General features: G+C 70.9%; 17 protein-coding genes. 3 read left to right on the top strand and 14 right to left on the bottom strand.

All coding sequences use genetic code 11. The annotated features are described in order from the left end of the window. Positions 1-2 precede the first annotated feature (2 nt). Together GAK38_RS02425 and metC are read right to left on the bottom strand one after the other, a co-directional pair. The gene (locus tag GAK38_RS02425) at positions 3-647 is read right to left on the bottom strand and encodes an amino acid ABC transporter permease (protein ID WP_325341124.1); all 645 of its coding nucleotides are present in this window, start codon (positions 645-647) and stop codon (positions 3-5) included. Positions 648-689: 42 nt separating this feature from the next. Next, a complete protein-coding gene (metC, locus tag GAK38_RS02420) occupies positions 690-1,853 on the bottom strand; it encodes a cystathionine beta-lyase (RefSeq protein ID WP_325341122.1) in 1,164 nt (387 codons plus the stop codon). 103 nt (positions 1,854-1,956) lie between these two features. Between metC and GAK38_RS02415 the strand changes: the two genes are divergently transcribed. Continuing rightward, positions 1,957-2,877, top strand: a complete 921-nt coding sequence (locus GAK38_RS02415) for a LysR substrate-binding domain-containing protein (protein WP_325341121.1) — start codon at positions 1,957-1,959, stop codon at positions 2,875-2,877. 132 nt (positions 2,878-3,009) lie between these two features. Then, complete coding sequence (locus GAK38_RS02410) at positions 3,010-3,798, top strand: transporter substrate-binding domain-containing protein (protein WP_325341119.1); 789 nt, start codon at positions 3,010-3,012, stop codon at positions 3,796-3,798. 65 nt (positions 3,799-3,863) lie between these two features. Here the strand turns inward: GAK38_RS02410 and GAK38_RS02405 are convergent, their stop codons facing one another. From GAK38_RS02405 to gspG, 10 genes are all read right to left on the bottom strand, one after another. Further along, a complete protein-coding gene (locus GAK38_RS02405) occupies positions 3,864-5,225 on the bottom strand; it encodes a GspE/PulE family protein (RefSeq protein WP_325341117.1) in 1,362 nt (453 codons plus the stop codon). 1 nt (position 5,226) lies between these two features. Next, positions 5,227-7,587, bottom strand: a complete 2,361-nt coding sequence (gene gspD / locus GAK38_RS02400; RefSeq protein WP_325341116.1) for a type II secretion system secretin GspD — start codon at positions 7,585-7,587, stop codon at positions 5,227-5,229. Positions 7,588-7,591: 4 nt separating this feature from the next. After that, positions 7,592-8,416, bottom strand: coding sequence for a type II secretion system protein N (gene gspN, locus GAK38_RS02395; RefSeq protein WP_325341114.1), 825 nt, complete (start codon positions 8,414-8,416; stop codon positions 7,592-7,594). Between the two features lie 52 nt (positions 8,417-8,468). Beyond that, a complete protein-coding gene (gspM, locus tag GAK38_RS02390) occupies positions 8,469-9,128 on the bottom strand; it encodes a type II secretion system protein GspM (RefSeq protein ID WP_325341112.1) in 660 nt (219 codons plus the stop codon). Then, the gene (gspL, locus tag GAK38_RS02385; protein ID WP_325341110.1) at positions 9,125-10,378 is read right to left on the bottom strand and encodes a type II secretion system protein GspL; all 1,254 of its coding nucleotides are present in this window, start codon (positions 10,376-10,378) and stop codon (positions 9,125-9,127) included. The genes gspM and gspL overlap by 4 nt, the downstream gene beginning before the upstream one ends. Before the next feature lie 63 nt (positions 10,379-10,441). Beyond that, positions 10,442-11,392, bottom strand: a complete 951-nt coding sequence (gene gspK / locus GAK38_RS02380; RefSeq protein WP_325341108.1) for a type II secretion system minor pseudopilin GspK — start codon at positions 11,390-11,392, stop codon at positions 10,442-10,444. Then, on the bottom strand, positions 11,389-12,120 hold the full coding sequence (locus GAK38_RS02375) for a PulJ/GspJ family protein (protein ID WP_325341107.1): 732 nt from the start codon (positions 12,118-12,120) through the stop codon (positions 11,389-11,391). The genes gspK and GAK38_RS02375 overlap by 4 nt, the downstream gene beginning before the upstream one ends. Before the next feature lies 1 nt (position 12,121). Further along, positions 12,122-12,514 carry a type II secretion system minor pseudopilin GspI gene (gspI, locus tag GAK38_RS02370; RefSeq protein WP_325341230.1) on the bottom strand — a complete coding sequence of 131 codons (393 nt, stop codon included), beginning with the start codon at positions 12,512-12,514 and terminating at the stop codon, positions 12,122-12,124. A gap of 20 nt (positions 12,515-12,534) precedes the next feature. Continuing rightward, positions 12,535-12,981 (bottom strand): prepilin-type N-terminal cleavage/methylation domain-containing protein, encoded by a 447-nt coding sequence (locus GAK38_RS02365; RefSeq protein ID WP_325341106.1) that lies wholly within the window; start codon positions 12,979-12,981, stop codon positions 12,535-12,537. Continuing rightward, on the bottom strand, positions 12,956-13,408 hold the full coding sequence (gspG, locus tag GAK38_RS02360; RefSeq protein WP_325341105.1) for a type II secretion system major pseudopilin GspG: 453 nt from the start codon (positions 13,406-13,408) through the stop codon (positions 12,956-12,958). Before gspG ends, GAK38_RS02365 begins: the two co-directional genes overlap by 26 nt. A gap of 76 nt (positions 13,409-13,484) precedes the next feature. Between gspG and GAK38_RS02355 the strand changes: the two genes are divergently transcribed. Then, positions 13,485-13,925 carry a type II secretion system protein N gene (locus GAK38_RS02355; RefSeq protein ID WP_443089143.1) on the top strand — a complete coding sequence of 147 codons (441 nt, stop codon included), beginning with the start codon at positions 13,485-13,487 and terminating at the stop codon, positions 13,923-13,925. A gap of 1 nt (position 13,926) precedes the next feature. On the opposite strand, the gene GAK38_RS02350 is transcribed toward GAK38_RS02355, so the two are convergent. Next, positions 13,927-14,490, bottom strand: a complete 564-nt coding sequence (locus tag GAK38_RS02350) for a histidine phosphatase family protein (protein WP_325341102.1) — start codon at positions 14,488-14,490, stop codon at positions 13,927-13,929. Next, positions 14,487-15,299: an adenosylcobinamide-GDP ribazoletransferase gene (locus tag GAK38_RS02345; protein ID WP_325341100.1), complete on the bottom strand. Its 813-nt coding sequence runs from the start codon at positions 15,297-15,299 to the stop codon at positions 14,487-14,489. Before GAK38_RS02345 ends, GAK38_RS02350 begins: the two co-directional genes overlap by 4 nt. Between the last annotated feature and the right edge of the window lie 9 nt (positions 15,300-15,308).

Genomic DNA, 15,308 nt, shown 5'->3' with positions numbered 1-15,308 from the left:
GGTCATCCTCTCGACAGGCGGCTTTCCAGCCAAGTTTGCAGCAGCGTGAGCACTTGGTTGATGAGCCAGTAGACGGCGCCAACCATCAGGAACATCTCCATGTAGCGGAAGGTGGCGGCACCCAGTTGCTCGGCCACGCGCGTGACCTCGACCACGGTCACCGTCGACGCCAGCGAGGTGTCCTTCATCAGCGCGATGAGGCGGCTGCCCAGCGGTGGCAGCGCGATGCGGCAAGCCTGGGGCAGCACCACGCGCCGCAGTGTTTTCCAATAGCCCATGCCCATCGACCAGGCAGCTTCCCACTGGCCCCTGTCCACCGCCAGAATGCCCGAGCGGAAGTTCTCGCTAAGGTAGGCTGCCGCGAACAGACTCAGGGCCAGCAGGGCCGATGGTACCGGTCCGAGGACGATGCCGTAACTGGGCAGTCCGAAATAGATCAGCAGGATCTGGATGAGCAACGGCGTTCCGCGGAAAACAGAGACGTATGCGAAGGCGAGCCAGTGCAGCGGCCGATAGGGAGATATGCGCGCCAGGGCCACCACCAGGCCCAACGCGCATCCACAGAAGAATGCCGAAAAGCCCAGGGTCAGGGTGACCAGGACGGCTTTCTGCAGCAGGGGCAGGGCGCGATTGAACAGTTCCAACATAGACGCTTACGAGGTGCCCGAAGGTGAAGCCGACCCCGCCCCTCAGGCGGCGGCAAGCGCGGTGGTGTAGGCGTCAAGCGCTGCCGACAGGGCGGCCGTCAGCACCTCGGGATCCTCCAGTCCGATGGACAGCCGGACGATCGGCTGGTCGGTGCGGGGAAACTTGCGACTGGCCTGCTGGGCTGCCGGGTAGTAGGCCGCCAGGCTGTGCACGCCACCCCAACTGGCGCCGATGACAAAGGTCTGGAGCGCATCGAAGAAGGCGTGGAACGCCTTCTCGGGCCCGGGCGCGAGGATCATCGAGAACAGGCAGCCGTTGGTGCGGAAGTCGCGCTTCCAGAGCGCATGCCCGGGGTCCGATTCCAGCGGTGGGTACAGCAGGTCCTGCACGCCCGGCTGCCGCTGAAGCCAGCGTGCGATCGCCAGCGTGGCGGTGCTCTGGGCGGCCAGGCGCACCTTCAGGGTCTCCAGGCCGCGCAGCACGAGGAAGCAGTCGTCCGGGCTGACCTGCTGGCCCAGGATGCTCTGGGTCTCGCGCAGGACCTCGTAATGCTGGAAGTCATTCATGCTGATGCTGCCCATCAGCAGGTCGGAATGGCCGCCCAGGAACTTGGTCGCCGCCTCGACGCTGAAGTCGATTCCGTGCTCCAGCGGCCTGAAGCCCAGCGGGCTGGCCCAGGTGTTGTCCATCATGGTCAGCACGCCCCGGCTGCGGGCGACGCGAGCAATGGCCGGCGTATCGTGCACCTCCATGGTGACCGTGCCGGGCGCCTCCAGGCAGATCATCCTCGTGTGGGGCCTGATCCGTTCCCCGATCTCCGCCCCGATGGCCGGATGGAAGAACTCCACCTCGACATTCATGGATGCGAGCCACTTCTCGGCAAAGGTTTTCAGGGCGCCGTAGCTGGCGGCCGAGACCAGCAGGTGGTCGCCGCCACGGACGAAGCCCATCACCGCCGTCATCAGTGCGGCTTGGCCAGAAGGCGTGACTACGCAGTGCCGCGCACCTTCCAGGTCGGCGATCCTGCGTTCGAGGAGGCGGGCGGTGGGCGTGCCGGTGATGCCGTAGCTGTAGCCGTCGGGCTGCCGGCGCTTGCGCTGCACGAAGTCCTCGAAGTTCTCGAATACGACGGTGGACGCCCGGACTACTGCGGGAGACAGGCAAGAAAACTGCTCATCCGTATAAGCTCTATTCATCGAATGCATGGGAACTATTTAATAGGGTTATGCATATGAGGACGAGTATTCAGCACCTGTCTCCGTGCCTCAACAGCTCCTGGAACTCACCCGATAAGCGGTACTTATAGCCATGGAAATGCGGGACATCAGCGTCTTTCGCGCCGTCATGCAGGCGGGAACGACCAGCAAGGCGGCGGCCCTGCTCGGCGTGTCGCAGCCGGCGGTCAGCCAGTCCGTGCGCAAGCTCGAAATCGATTCGGAACTGCGGCTGTTCGACCGCGTACGGGGCCGGCTCGTGCCCACGCGGGAGGCCCTGGCGCTGATGGTGGAGGTAGACCGCTACTTCATGGGCTTCGAGATGATCGAGCACCGGGTGCGCAGCCTCAAGTCTTTCGGGCTCGGCCGGCTGGCGGTCGCCGCTCTGCCGGCCCTGGGCTCCGGCTTCATGCCACGCGCCATCGGCGCCTTCGGGCTCGGCTCGCGGTGCATCCAGATGTCCTTTCAGATCATGAGTTCGCAGCAGGTGTACCAGCAGGTCTCCTCGGGCCAGCTGGACTTCGGTCTGATGGCCGACGAACTGTCGCTCTCGGGCGTGGAGCATTCCGAATTCCTGAAGGTGCGGGGCGTCATCGTCATGAACGCCCAGCATCCCCTGGCGCGCAAGCCGCTCATCGAGACGGCCGACCTGCTCGAACATCCGTTCCTGGCTCTGAACCCCGAGGACTCGAGCCGCCGGCGGCTGGAGGGCGGATTGCGGCACGAAGGCAAGGCCCTGCGTCCGATCATCGAGACGCCATACTCCAACTCCATCTGCGAACTGGCATTGCAAGGCGTGGGCATGGGTATGGCCCATCCAGTGCAGGCGCTGGACTATCTGGCGCGCGGACTGCTCATGAAACCGCTCGCGCTGGAAATCTGCTTCCACACGCTGCTGGTTTTCCGACCGGGGCCGCCGCTGTCGGAGAATGCAAAAGACCTGCTGCGTGTCATGCGCATCCAACTGGCCTCGGACCTGGAGCGCGTGGTCAAGGCGCTAGGCACGACCTGCTAAGTTGGCCTTATAGAGCAAGTACGCCGGCCGGGTTGCGGCAGGGCTGGTGCAGGAAGAAGAATGGATGCATCTCCCCACCACATGCCTATTTCCATGCGATTCGCTTTTGTCGGTATCAGATGCATAGCCGGCGTGCTTTTTCTGGTCAGCGCCTGCCATACTGCCTGGTCGCAGCCACGCGACGTTCTGAGCACCGCCAGGGCTGCTGGCGTCATCCGCGTCGCCAATACGCAGGCGAGCCCGCCGTGGAGCCTGCTGGACGACAGGAACCAGCCGGCCGGCTACGACGTGGAGGTCGCAAAGGAGGTCGCCAGGCGCATCGGCGTGGCGCGCGTCGAATTCGTGGCCGACCTTTTCAAGAACTTCGTCGAGGGCCTCAAGGCAGGCAAGTACGACCTGGTCATGAACGACCTGACACCGACGCCCGAACGCATGAAACAGGTCGACTTCGCGGCTCCCTATGGCGTGGAAGACTTCCGCATCTTCGTGCGCGCCAGCAACGACGACATCAGGGACCGCCCCGATCTGCGCGGCAAGCGCGTGGGTGTCACGGCCGGCACCAGCAACGAGTCCTGGTCGCGCGAGCACCTCAAGCAGTCCGAGATCGTGACCTACGACAACGGCGGGCTGGTCTTCAACGATCTTGCCATCGGCCGGATCGACGCCGTCATCAGTTCGCATTTCGGCGGCACCAAGTACACGGTGGTCAACAAGCTGCCCATCAAGGAGGTCGGCCCGCTCCAGACCTACCAGTTGTCGGCGCCGGCGATGGCGAAAAACCAGCCCGCGCTGCGCGAGGCCGTCTCCCGGGCCGTCAACGACATGCGGGCCGACGGCACCATCGACCGACTGTCCCGCCGCTGGGTCGGCGTGAGCTATGACATGGCCGCCGAAATCGCCAATGCGCAGAAGGAACCCTAGCCTGTACCCCCTTCCGCTGCGCCGGCCGGGCTCTTCGGGAAGGCGGGTGGCGGCGGGAGATGCGGTCAGTCCCGCGTGACGCGCAGCACTTCCTCCAGGCTCGTCACGCCCTCGCGCACCAGCCGCTCGCCATCGTCGCGCATGAGCGTCATGCCGGCGGCGAGCGCCGTCGTGCGGATCGCCGCTTCGCCGGCGCGGTCGTGGATCTGCGCGCGGATCACGTCGTCCACCACCAGCAGCTCGAACACGCCGGTGCGGCCGCGGTAGCCGCTCGCATCCGACGGGTCGAGGCGGCGCACCAGCCGCTGGGCCAGCACGCCGAGCAGCGAACTGCTCAGCAGGAAGGGCTCCACGCCCATGTCGGTCAGCCGCGTGACGGCGCTGGCCGCGTCGTTGGTGTGCAGCGTGGCCAGCACCAGGTGGCCGGTCAGGCTGGCCTGGATGGCGATCTGCGCGGTCTCGAAGTCGCGGATCTCGCCGATCATCACGATGTCCGGGTCCTGCCGCAGGATGGCGCGCAGCGCGCGCGCGAAGGTCAGCTCGATCTTGCTGTTGACCTGGGTCTGGCCCACGCCCGGCAGCTCGTATTCGATCGGGTCCTCGACCGTCATGATGTTGTTGCGCGCGGCGTCGAGCCGCGCGAGCGAGGCATAGAGCGTTGTGGTCTTGCCCGAGCCGGTCGGCCCGGTCACGAGGATGATGCCGTGCGGCTGGGCGATGAGCCGCTCGAAGCGCGCGAGCACGTCGCCGGTCATGCCGACCGATTCGAGACTGATGCGGTTCTCGCTCTTGTCCAAAAGGCGCAGCACAGCGCGCTCGCCGTGGGCCGAGGGCAGCGTGGAGACCCGCACGTCGACCGCGCGGGTGCCGATGCGCAGGCTGATGCGGCCGTCCTGGGGCAGGCGCTTCTCGGCGATGTCCAGATCGGCCATGATCTTCAGCCGGCTGATGAGCGCCGCATGCAGCGCGCGGTTGGGCCGCACCACCTCGCGCAGCGCGCCGTCGATGCGAAAGCGCACGCTCGACGTGCGCTCGTAGGGCTCGATGTGGATGTCGCTCGCGCCGTCGCGCGCAGCCTGCGTGAGCAGGGCGTTGAGCATGCGGATGATGGGGGCGTCGTCGGCCGTCTCCAGCAGGTCCTCGACGGCCGGCAGCTCCTGCATCATGCGCGAGAGGTCGGCGTCGCTCTCGACCTCGCTGACCACGGTGGCCGCGCTCGATTCCCCCTCGGCATAGGCGGCGCTGATGCGCTGGGCCAGCGAGGCCGCATCGAGCAGCTGCAGCCGCTGCACGCCGTACTTGCGCTGCACTTCGCCGAAGGCGCCGGCATGCGGCTCGGGGCCGTGCCAGAGCGTGGCCTGCTGGCCGTCGTCCTCCAGCAGCAGCTGGTGGGTGCGGGCGAAGGCGTAGGGCAGGGGATGGCGCATGTCAGGGCGTGGTGGAGCTGGGCTCCGTTGCCGCAGGTTGGGCTTGCGGCGCTGCAGAGTCGGGATAGGCCGAGGGCAGCAGCGCCGGCGGCACGCCCTGGCCCGAGGAGCCTGGCTGTACCGCGGGCAGCACCGGTGACATGTTGACGCGCAGGACCGAACTCTGCTCCGGCTGCGACTGGGTCTGCAGCGAGCGGATGTTGTCGTAGCGATCCAGCATCAGCCGGTCCATGGATTGGTTGTCGCGCAGGATCGTCGGGCGCAGGAAGATCATAAGATTGGTCTTGCTGCGGCTGCGGCTCTGGCTGCGGAACAGCGGGCCGATGTAGGGCAGGCTGCCGAGCACCGGCACCTGGCTGGTGCTGCCGTCGTACTCGTCGGAGATCAGGCCGCCGAGCACGGCGGTGTAGCCGTCCTGCACCAGCACCGTCGAGGCGACCGAGCGCTTGTTGGTCACGAGGTTCGACGAGGTCGTGGTGGTACTGCTGTCGAGGCTGCCCGAGATGCTCGACACCTCCTGATAGATCTGCAGCTTGATCGTGCCGTCGGCGTTGATCTGCGGCTTGATGTTGAGCGTCAGGCCCACGTCCATGCGCTCGTAGGTCGAATAGGTGCTGGACGTGGTGCTCGTGTACGAACCGGTGGCGATCGGCACATTCTTGCCGATCATGATCTTGGCCTCCTGGTTGTCGAGCGTGAGCAGCGTCGGCGTCGAGAGGATGTTGGTATTGCTCTTGGTTTCCAGCGCGCTGGCCAGCAATCCGAGCGATCCCTTGTAGAAGCCGATGTTGAGGCCTTGGCTGTAGGTGTAGCCGGTGGTCGTGCCGAGCGCCTTGCTGGCGGCGATCGCGAACAGGTTGCCGGTAGTGCCGTAGTTGGTGCCCGCGCCGATGTAGCCGCTGCTGGAGCTGCCGGCTAGGCCGAGCCACTGCACGCCGAGGTCGGTCGCGTTGTCGGCCGTGACCTCGGCGATCAGCGCCTCCACGTAGAGCTGGGCGCGGCGGACGTCGAGCTGGTCGATCACCGCGCGCAGCTGGCGGTACTGCGGCGCCGGCGCGCTGATGATGAGCGCGTTGGTCGATGGGTCGGCCTGGATCTGCCCGCCGGTGCTCGGCTGGGCGGAGGAGGCCGTCAGCCCGCTGGTCGTGGCGCTGCCGCTGCCGAGGCCGCCCGAGGTCGAGCGGCTCGCGGTGGAGGAGATGCTGCTGCCCGTGGTCGAGCCCAGCCCGGTCGCCACGTTGGTGCCGGCCGAGATCGCGCTCGTGCTGCCGGCGCTCGAGGCGCCGCCGGCGCTGTTGCTGTTGCTGTTGCCCGCAAAGCCCGGGTCGGCCGCGAGTGCGGCACGCAGCGTGGCGGCGAGCTGGGTTGCGTCGGCGTTCTTCAGGTAGACCACATGGATGTTGCCGGCCGCTGTGTCGGCAGCATTCGAGCTCGGCTGGTCGAGCCGGTCGACCAGCGAGCGCACCAGCGCCAGCCGCGCCGGATTGGCCGCGCGCACGATCAGCGTGTTGCTGCGCGGCTCGGCCAGCAGCGTGGTGCGGAAGACGTCGCCGCTGCCGCCGGCGGCCGCCGGCGTGGCCGCGGCGGCAGTGCCCGTCGGGGCCGCGGCCGTAGGTGTAGATGTCGCGGCACTGCCGTCGACGAGCTTTTGCACCAGCGGCGCCAGATCGGTGGCGATCGCATAGCGCAGCGTGATCACCTCCACGCCGGTGGCGTTGGACACGTCCATCGCCGCCACGATGCGTGCGATGCGGTTGAGGTTGTCCGCGTAGTCCGTGATGACCAGCGTGTTGTTGCCCGGGTTGGCGTTGATCGTGTTGTTCGGGCTGATCAGCGGGCGCAGCACCGGTACCAGGTTGGCCGCGTTTTCGTAATTGAGTTTGAAGATCTGCGTGACGATCTGATTGCCGGTGACCGAGGCACGCGGTGTGGCGCCACCCTGCGACACGGTCACCGCGCTGCCCTGGAGCTTGGCATCGGCCTCGGGCACGACCTTGTAGAGCCCGGCCGATTCGACCACGGTGAAGCCCTGCAGCCGCAGCGCCGCCAGGAACTGGTCGAACGCCACGGCCGGGCGCACGGCGCGTTCGGTCACCAGGTTGAGCGTGCCCTTCACGCGCGGATCGACCACCACATTGCGGCCGGTGATGGTGGCCATGGTGCGGGCCACGGCCTCGATCTCGGCGTTGGCGAAGTTCAGCGTCACCAGCTCGTCGGGGCGCACGCTGGCGGTGGCCGTCGTCAGCGCCTGCTGGGCGGTGGCGGCCAGCGGCCAGAGCGTGCCGGCGCACAGCGTCGCGATGGCGGCCTGCACCGCCAGGACGCAGGCGCGTTGGGAACGGATGTTCGTCGTTGGCTTCATGCGATCAACCCACGGAGATGATGGAGCGCGCGCCGTTGCGCCGCCCGATGATGTTCAGGAGATTCGACAGGACCGTCTCGCGTCCCGGCGCGGCCTGGGCCTCGCCATGGAAGCGCAGCCGCTCGCCGACCCACTGGCCGCTGCCGCTGAGCAGCAGACTGCTGCCGGGCAGGGTTTCGAGCTGCAGCGTCGTCGCGCTGCCGCCCTGCAGGGCCATGCGGTAGCTGCCCAGGGGGCGCAGCGTGGACACGCGCGACGACATGCGCAGGGCATCGAGCCGCGCCTGGCCGGCCACGCTGGCGCGGCCGGCCGCCCAGTGCAGCGTGAGGCCCCGCGTGGAAAGCACGAATTCGCCCTCGGGCTGCATCGTGTTCCACGGCGTGCCCAGGCCGGCCAGCACGTCGGCCGGCCAGTGCGTTTCGCCGTCGGCCAGCTGTGTGCGCAGGCCGCCGCCGGCGATGCGCACGCGTGCTTCCAGCGGCACGGCAGCAGTGCAGCAGTCGGCCTGCACCGCGAGCCGCGCGCCGAGCCAGGCCGGCCGCAGCTGCCAGGCCAGCTGGCCCGGCAGCGCGGCGCGGTCGCGGCTGCCGGCGCCGCCGGTCAGCACCAGCTGGGCCGTGCCGTTCCAGACCGTGCCGCGGGCATGGGCCAGCAGGACGTGGCCGTCGCTGGCGCGCTCGACCGCGCCGGCCAGCCAGCGGGCGGGCGCGAACAGCAGCAGCGCCGGCAGCAGGCCGGCCAGCGTGCCGGCCGCGGCCCAGCGCCAGGGCGTGGCCGGGGCGGACGGCGTGTTGCGTCGCAGGGCGGGGCGAAGAGGGCGTCGGGCCACGGAAGAATGGTTCGAGGAAGACAGGGCGGGGCCGGCCGGTCGGAAGGTGTTTTCAGCGCTCGGCCGGCAGGTCCAGCACCAGTGAGCCGGTCCAGCCGGCGGGGCCGTCGTGGGCCTGCCCGGGCTGCGGCGGCTGAGGCTGGGGGCCCGCGTTGCCGGCGGGAGGATTGAACTGGCCGGGCTGGGGTCCGAACCCCGGACGGCCCCCGGGGCCGCCCGGTCCGCCGTGCATGCCGCGCATCAGCTGGGCCTGTGACGGCACGACATGGGCCAAGGTGCGTGCGTCCACCAGCCAGGCGGCGAGCGCGGTGGGCTGCACGTTCTGCAGATTGAGTGTGGCGCGGTCACCGGCCACGCCGAGCTGCGCCTGCGTGCCCAGGCGCTGCTGCACGCTGGCGGCGAGCGCACGCTGGGCTTCGTCGCGGCCGGTGCGGGGCTGGGACTGCAGCTGCCGCGCCTGGGCGGCCAGCACCCTCACCCGCTGGAGCTGGTCGTCGAGCCGGCGGTGGGCGGCCGGGGCGCTGCGCAGCGTGGTCACGGCGGGTGCGATGGCGATCCACCAGACCAGCGCCAGGCCGGCCAGCGCGCCGGCGCCGCGCACCAGCATGCGCTCGCGCGGCGCCAGGGCCTGCCAGCGGGCACGCAGCGCCTGCAGGGCCTCGTGGTCGCGCAGGGCGGAGGCGCGGCTCGGCGGGTTCACGGCGCTGCTCATGGATGGGTGCTTTCGGCCGCGGCGGCATCGGCGCGCAGCACGACGGTGCTGCCGTCGGTGCGCAGGGAATAGCCGGCCTGGCGCAGGCGGGCCGCGATGCCGCTGTCGAGCCCGGATTCGAGGCCCGGGCCGCGCAGCCGCGCTTCGCCGGGGCTGTATTCGATGGCCGCGACCGAGCGGCCGGCCGGCAGCGCGGCCGCCAGCGCGGCCAGCATGGATTCGAGGTCGCCCGGCGAGATGCCGCCGGTGGCCTGCCGCAACGCGGCCACCTCGCGCTCCATCTGCACCGGCGCGTCAAGCACCACGCGCACCTGCGGGAAGGTTTCGGTCAGCGTGTCCTCGATGCGCGCGCGCTTGGCGGCCAGCGCGCTGCGCTCCTGCCAGGCCCAGAGGTTGAGGCCGGCGATCTGCACGACCACCAGCAGCGCGGCGCCCCAGCGTGCGGCACGCCATTCGGGGGCGCGCAGGAACTGCGCGGCGGCCGCACCGATGCGGCGCCAGAGGCGGCGGCCGCCCGGGCGGGCCAGGTCGAACTGGGCCAGGTCCCAGCCGCCGCGCGCCGCGGCCAGCCAGCGTTCGCCCGCGGTGCGCAGCGGCAGGCTGCGGCCGAGCACGCGCTCGGCCACGGCGGCCACGGCCGGCTCGGCGGTGATGTCGTCGGCCGCGCGCAGCGGCACGGCGGCCGCGGCCAGCAGGGGCAGCAGGGCCACGCCGGCCTCGGCGTCGCCTTCGTGCACCAGCCAGACATCGTCGGCACCGCCACCGCCGTCGATGGCATGCACGCGCGATGAGAGGCCCGGGTCGGGTTGCGGTGCGAACTCCGGCACGATGCGCGCCACCGGGCGGCCGGCGGCTTCGAGCGCCGCCAGCGCGCCGCGCAGCCAGGCGCGGTCGCACACGGCGACCCACGCCGGTCCGCCGGAACGTGCGATGGAATGTGCACCGGGCGCAAGGGCGAACTGCAGCGCGGCGGGGTCGTCGAGCAGCCGGTCTTCGAGCAGACCTTCGAGCACCGGGCGCAGACGTGCCTGGTTGACGCCGCGCGGCAGGTCGACGCGGTGCCACGACAGCAGGCGCGCCGGCACCACGGCTACGGTGGCGGCGCCGGTGCCCGTGGGCAGCGGCAGCAGGGCCGGTGGCGCGCTGCCATGCTGCACGACTGCATGCCCGTCGGCGGTGAGCACGAACGGATGGTCGGCAGAGGCGCCGGCGGCAGGGCCCGGCGGGAGGAGAACGATCAGCGTGCTCATGGAAAAAGTCAGCCGGCCATTCTAGAAGTTTGTTTTGACAGCTTCGTGTGCATTGGGTCGCAGCTATTCGTCGGCCGGCGCCGGCCCTCGCTCGCGCCAGATGGTGCGCACCACGATGCCGGTACGGAAGACCAGCGAATGCTCTTCCACTGCGAACTGGTCGATGCGCAGGCGGCCTTGCACTTCGAAGTAGTTGGACCGCACGTCGTGCGCGCCCTGCGTGAAGAGACTCTCGTCGCCCAGGCGCTTGCCGGCGGCCAGCAGCGTGTCGAACTGCACGGTGTCGCGCAGGCCGACGAACTGGCGCGCCTGCGCGATCTGCAGCTTCGGCGCGGAGGCGTAGAGCACCTCGGCGCCGGCGGTGTTGACGTTGACGGTGGTGCGGGCCGGCAGCACGGTGGCATAGGGCGCGAGCGCGGCGATGGTGGCCGGCGGCAGGCCGAGCCAGCCCAGGTCCTGGAGCTTCTGCGGCATGAGCGGCGCGCCGCTCGCGCTGCCATCGGAGGCGAGCAGCAGGTTCTGCGCGAGCGACGTGAGCTGGCTCGCCGGCAGGCCGAGCAGCGCGAACAGGCGGGTGAACTGCGCCAGCGTGGCCGCGTCGATCTTGCGGTCATGGCCGACGAGGTTGCTCAGGTTGAGCTTGGACTGCGCATCGACGATGCGGCCGGAGAGGAAGGCTTCCTGCGCGTCGGCGGTGGAGGCCGAGGCGTCGGCCATGCTGCGGTCCGCCGCGAGGAAAGTCGACAGGCGCGACTCCTGCAGAGGCACGGCCCAGGGCTCGGCCAAGTGGTCGGTGTTGCCGGCGATGCCGTCCTCGCGCAGGATGAGGCGCGACCAGTCGAGCGCGCCGATGAGGATCCAGGCGGTCTGCACGCGCACGCGTTCGGCGGCCTCGACCTCGGTGGCCCGCCACTGCTGCCAGACGGCTGCGGCGGCGAAGGTGGCGACCAGCGCCACCGTGAGCATGGCGGCCAGCAGGGCGGCGCCGCGCTGGCGGCGGAGCACGCGCTTCACAACTTGCCTCCGCCCACCGTCGGCCGGGCCCAGTCCTGCACCAGCGTGCCGGCGAAGGCGCTGCCCTCGGGCAGCTGCAGCACCAGCCGCACGCCGTCGGGCAGCGCGGCGTTGAGTGTCGCGGTCTGCAGCTGCGTGTCGGTCGAGCCGGTGGACTGCTGCGTGGCTTGCTGCTGGGCCGCATTGCGGGCGACGGCGCGGCTGGCGGCGGCGCTGTCGTCGCTGGACAGCGGGTTGGTCCAGGTCTCCCCGCGGAAGTAGAAGACCTGCCAGTAGGCCAGGGGCAGCAGGGCAGTCTGGGCGCCGAGGTCCTGCACGCCGGGGTTGCGCGACCAGAGCGCGGCGCGCTGCCAGGCATCCTGCCAGTCGGCGCGCGAGGCCACGGGCGCCGACTGCCAGCGCAGCCACTGGCCGTCGCGCCGGGCCCAGGCCACGACGACGACCGGCGCGCTGGCGCTGGCGACGGCGGCGGCACCCCGGCGGGTGATGCGCATCGCCTGACCGTCCCAGTCCAGCGGCTGGATGTGCGGCAGCACCACCATTGCGTCGAGGTCGGTGCGCCATTGCGACAGGCCGGCCTGCAGTGTCAGCGTGGCATCGGCCTGCGACTGCGTGAACTGCCGGGTCCGCACCATGCCGTCGAGCCCGCGCCAGCCCAGGATGGCGAGCAGCGCCATGACCGACAGGGCGACCAGCAGTTCGACGAGGGTGAAGCCGCGCGGGCGCATCTCAATACCGTCCCACGATCGTCGTGAGCCGGAGCACCGGCATGCCGGCAGCGAGCACCTGCGCATCGACGCGGCGGAAGCTCGGGTTCGGCGTCGGCCGCACGGCGATGGCCACGTCGTAGCGGCGGCCGGCCTGCTCGCAGGCCACGGCGGTATCGCCCACGCCGGGCATCTGGCTCGACAGGCGCACGCGGGTCAGCTCGTTCTCGGCGCAGAGCTGGGCCAGCACCATGTCGGACTGGCGCTGCGCGCTGCGCGTGAGCGCGATGGTCGCCTGCGTTCCGGCCGCCAGTGCGATCGCCACGATGGAGAGCGCGACCAGCACCTCGATCAGCGTAAAGCCGACCTGGGGGTATGGCCTGGTAGCTCGCGCAGGCTGCCCGCTGTGGCGTATTGCCTGGGGGAGTATGAGTTTCACTGGACGCGCTGCACCGTGAACGGATGCAGTCCGTCGGTCGCCACGCGCACAGCCTGGCCCGGCAGCTCGCGGCTGACCAGCACCACCTGCTGCGGGCTGATCAGCGGCTCGGGGCCGAGCAGCAGCACGGCCTCGCCGACGACGGCGGTGCCGGTGTCGAGCCAGCGGCCCGGGCGCGGCGCGGCGTCGAGCCCGTCGAAGCGGAAGCCTGCGGCGCCGCCGCTCCAGCGCACCGGCACGCCGCTCATGCGCGACTGGGCACGCCCGGCCTCCAGCAGCGCGGCCAGACGCACCGCCTCGCGTTCGAGCGCATCGGCGCGGGTGTCGCGCAGCGCCAGGGACACACCGGCGGTGGCGAGCGCCACGATGGCGATCACGACCAGCAGCTCCACCAGCGTGAAACCGGGGTCGTGCGGCCTACTGCCAGCTGCCGATGTCCGCATCCCTGCCTTCGCCGCCGGACTTGCCATCGGCGCCGAAGGACATCACGTCGATCTCGCCCCTCACGCCCGGGTTCAGGTACTGGTATGGACGGCCCCAGGGGTCGTTCGGCAGCTTGTCGAGGTAGGGGCGCCAGTTGCTCGGCACCGGCGCGGCCGTGGGGCGGGCGACCAGCGCCTGCAACCCCTGCTCCGCCGTGGGATAGCGCTGGTTGTCGAGGCGGTAGAGCTTGAGGGCCTGCACCAGGTTGTTCACGTCGGTGCGGGCCGCGGTCGCGCGGGCGTCGTCGGCGCGGTCCAGCACGTTGGGCACGATCAGCGCGGCCAGCACGCCGATGATGACCAGCACGACCATCAGTTCGATCAGGGTGAAGCCGGCCTGTATGCGGCGGCGCAGGGGAATTCGCAGGGAAGAGGGGGAAGAAGTCATGTCTCAGGCGGCGCGCCGCGGGGCAAAGGGCTGAACGTGAAATATGCGCGCAAGGCGGTCGCATGATAATGCGGCGATGGTGACAGCAATCCAGGGCCCGCGGGGCACGTATGCGGCAACGTCCGCCTTGACCTTCGTCCTGTGGGCCGCGGCGGCTGCCGGCGCGGCCTACTGGGGCCTGCGGCTGTCGGCCCCGCGCGACGAGGTCGACGTACCGGTGCGGCTGCCCGCGGCGGCGGCGCCGGATGCGGCCGCACTGGCCCGCGTGCTCGGTGCCGTGCCGCAGGCCGCGGCGCCCGCAGCCAGCCGCTACGTCCTGCTCGGCGTGCTGGCCGGGCGCAGCAGCGGCAGCGGCGCGGCGCTGATCGCCGTGGACGGCCAGCCGGCCCGGCCGTATCGCGTCGGCGCCACCGTGGCCGAGGGCGTGGTCGTGCAGTCGCTCGGGCACCGCCAGGCGCAGCTGGGGCCGGCCGGCGGCGCGGCGACGGTGCAGCTCGAGCTGCCCCCGCGCCGCTGATTCAATCCCGTTGCAGTTCCAGCACGATGTGCTGACCGAAGGGCGGCGCCTGCATGGGCCACCAGTCGGCACGCGCGAGCGTGCGAATGCCTTGCGCGATCAGCATGGCCGCGCGGATCACGCCGGCGTGGGTGATCCAGGCGACGTCGCCGGCCGCGCCGGTGCTTTCGTCGAAGGCCGCGCCGACGCGGGCCATGAAGGCGCCGGCCGATTCGCCGTGGCCGCCCGCGCGGTAGCCGGCGAAGTCATCGGTCCAGGCCCGGAGTTCGGCCGCGGCGATCGCGTTCCAGGCACGGCCTTCCCAGCGGCCGAAATCCATCTCGGCCAGCCGCGCATCGACGCGCGGCATGGCGCCACCGCGGCGCGCGTGCAGCGCATCGGCCAGTGCCGTGCAGCGCCGGCGTGGCGACGTGACCAGCTGCGCCGCCGCCGGCAGCAGGGCGTGAAGGCGGTCCGCGGCCTCGCTGGTCGCGGCACTGTCGGCCGCCACGTCCTGCGCGCCGTAGCAGATGCCCGGCGCCACCTGCGGCAGCGCATGGCGCACCAGCCAGAGCCTGGCCGTCATCGCAGCGCCAGCACCGCGCCCAGGTAGAACGCGATCTCGCAGACCTGCTGCGTGGCGCCCAGGCAGTCGCCGGTGAAGCCCTGGAGCCGGCGCGCGAACAGCCGGCCCATCCAGGCGAGGGCGAGCAGGCTGGCGGCAACGGCCGCCGCGGCGAAAGCGGCGCCCTGCCAGGCGATCGCGCCCGCGAGCGGCGGCAGGCACCACGCGCCGGCCACCGCCAGCGCGCCGCCGCCGATGCGGTCGGCCAGCGGCTTGCTCTTGGACCGCGCCGCATCGCCCACGTGCGGCAGCGCCCGCACCAGCAGCAGCGGAAGAAAGCGCGACAGCACATGCGCGCCGCCCAGCGCCGCGGCGGCCGGCGCCAGCCCGCGCGCGCCGAGGGCCGCCAGCAGCACGGACTTGGCCAGCAGCGCCAGCACCAGCGCCATCGCGCCGAAGGCGCCGATGCGCGAGTCCTTCATGATCTCCAGCGCCCGTTCGCGCGACGCGCTGCCGCCGAGCCCGTCGGCCACGTCGGCCAGCCCGTCCTCGTGGAAGCCGCCGGTCAGCAGCACCGTGGCGATGGTGCAGCCGACCGCGGCCGCCAGCGGCGCGAACGGATTGGCGCCCAGCGCCCGGTGCAGCAGCGCGTAGACGGCGGCGGCCAGCGCCGCGGCGATCCAGCCGATGCCCGGAAAGTGCGCCGCGGCCGCGCGCAGCATGGCCGGGCTGTAGCCGATCCAGGCCGCCAGCCGCCCGGTGACCGGCACGCGGGTGAAGAACTGCAGCGCGAGCAGGAAGTGGCGCAGGCCCGTGGCGGCGGCGCGCATGCCGGGACG

Source organism: Xylophilus sp., assembly GCA_009914555.1.
Lineage (GTDB): Bacteria > Pseudomonadota > Gammaproteobacteria > Burkholderiales > Burkholderiaceae_C > WNDY01.
The sequence above is the reverse complement of the archived record's forward strand: the minus strand, read 5'-3'. Positions and strand labels throughout refer to the sequence as shown.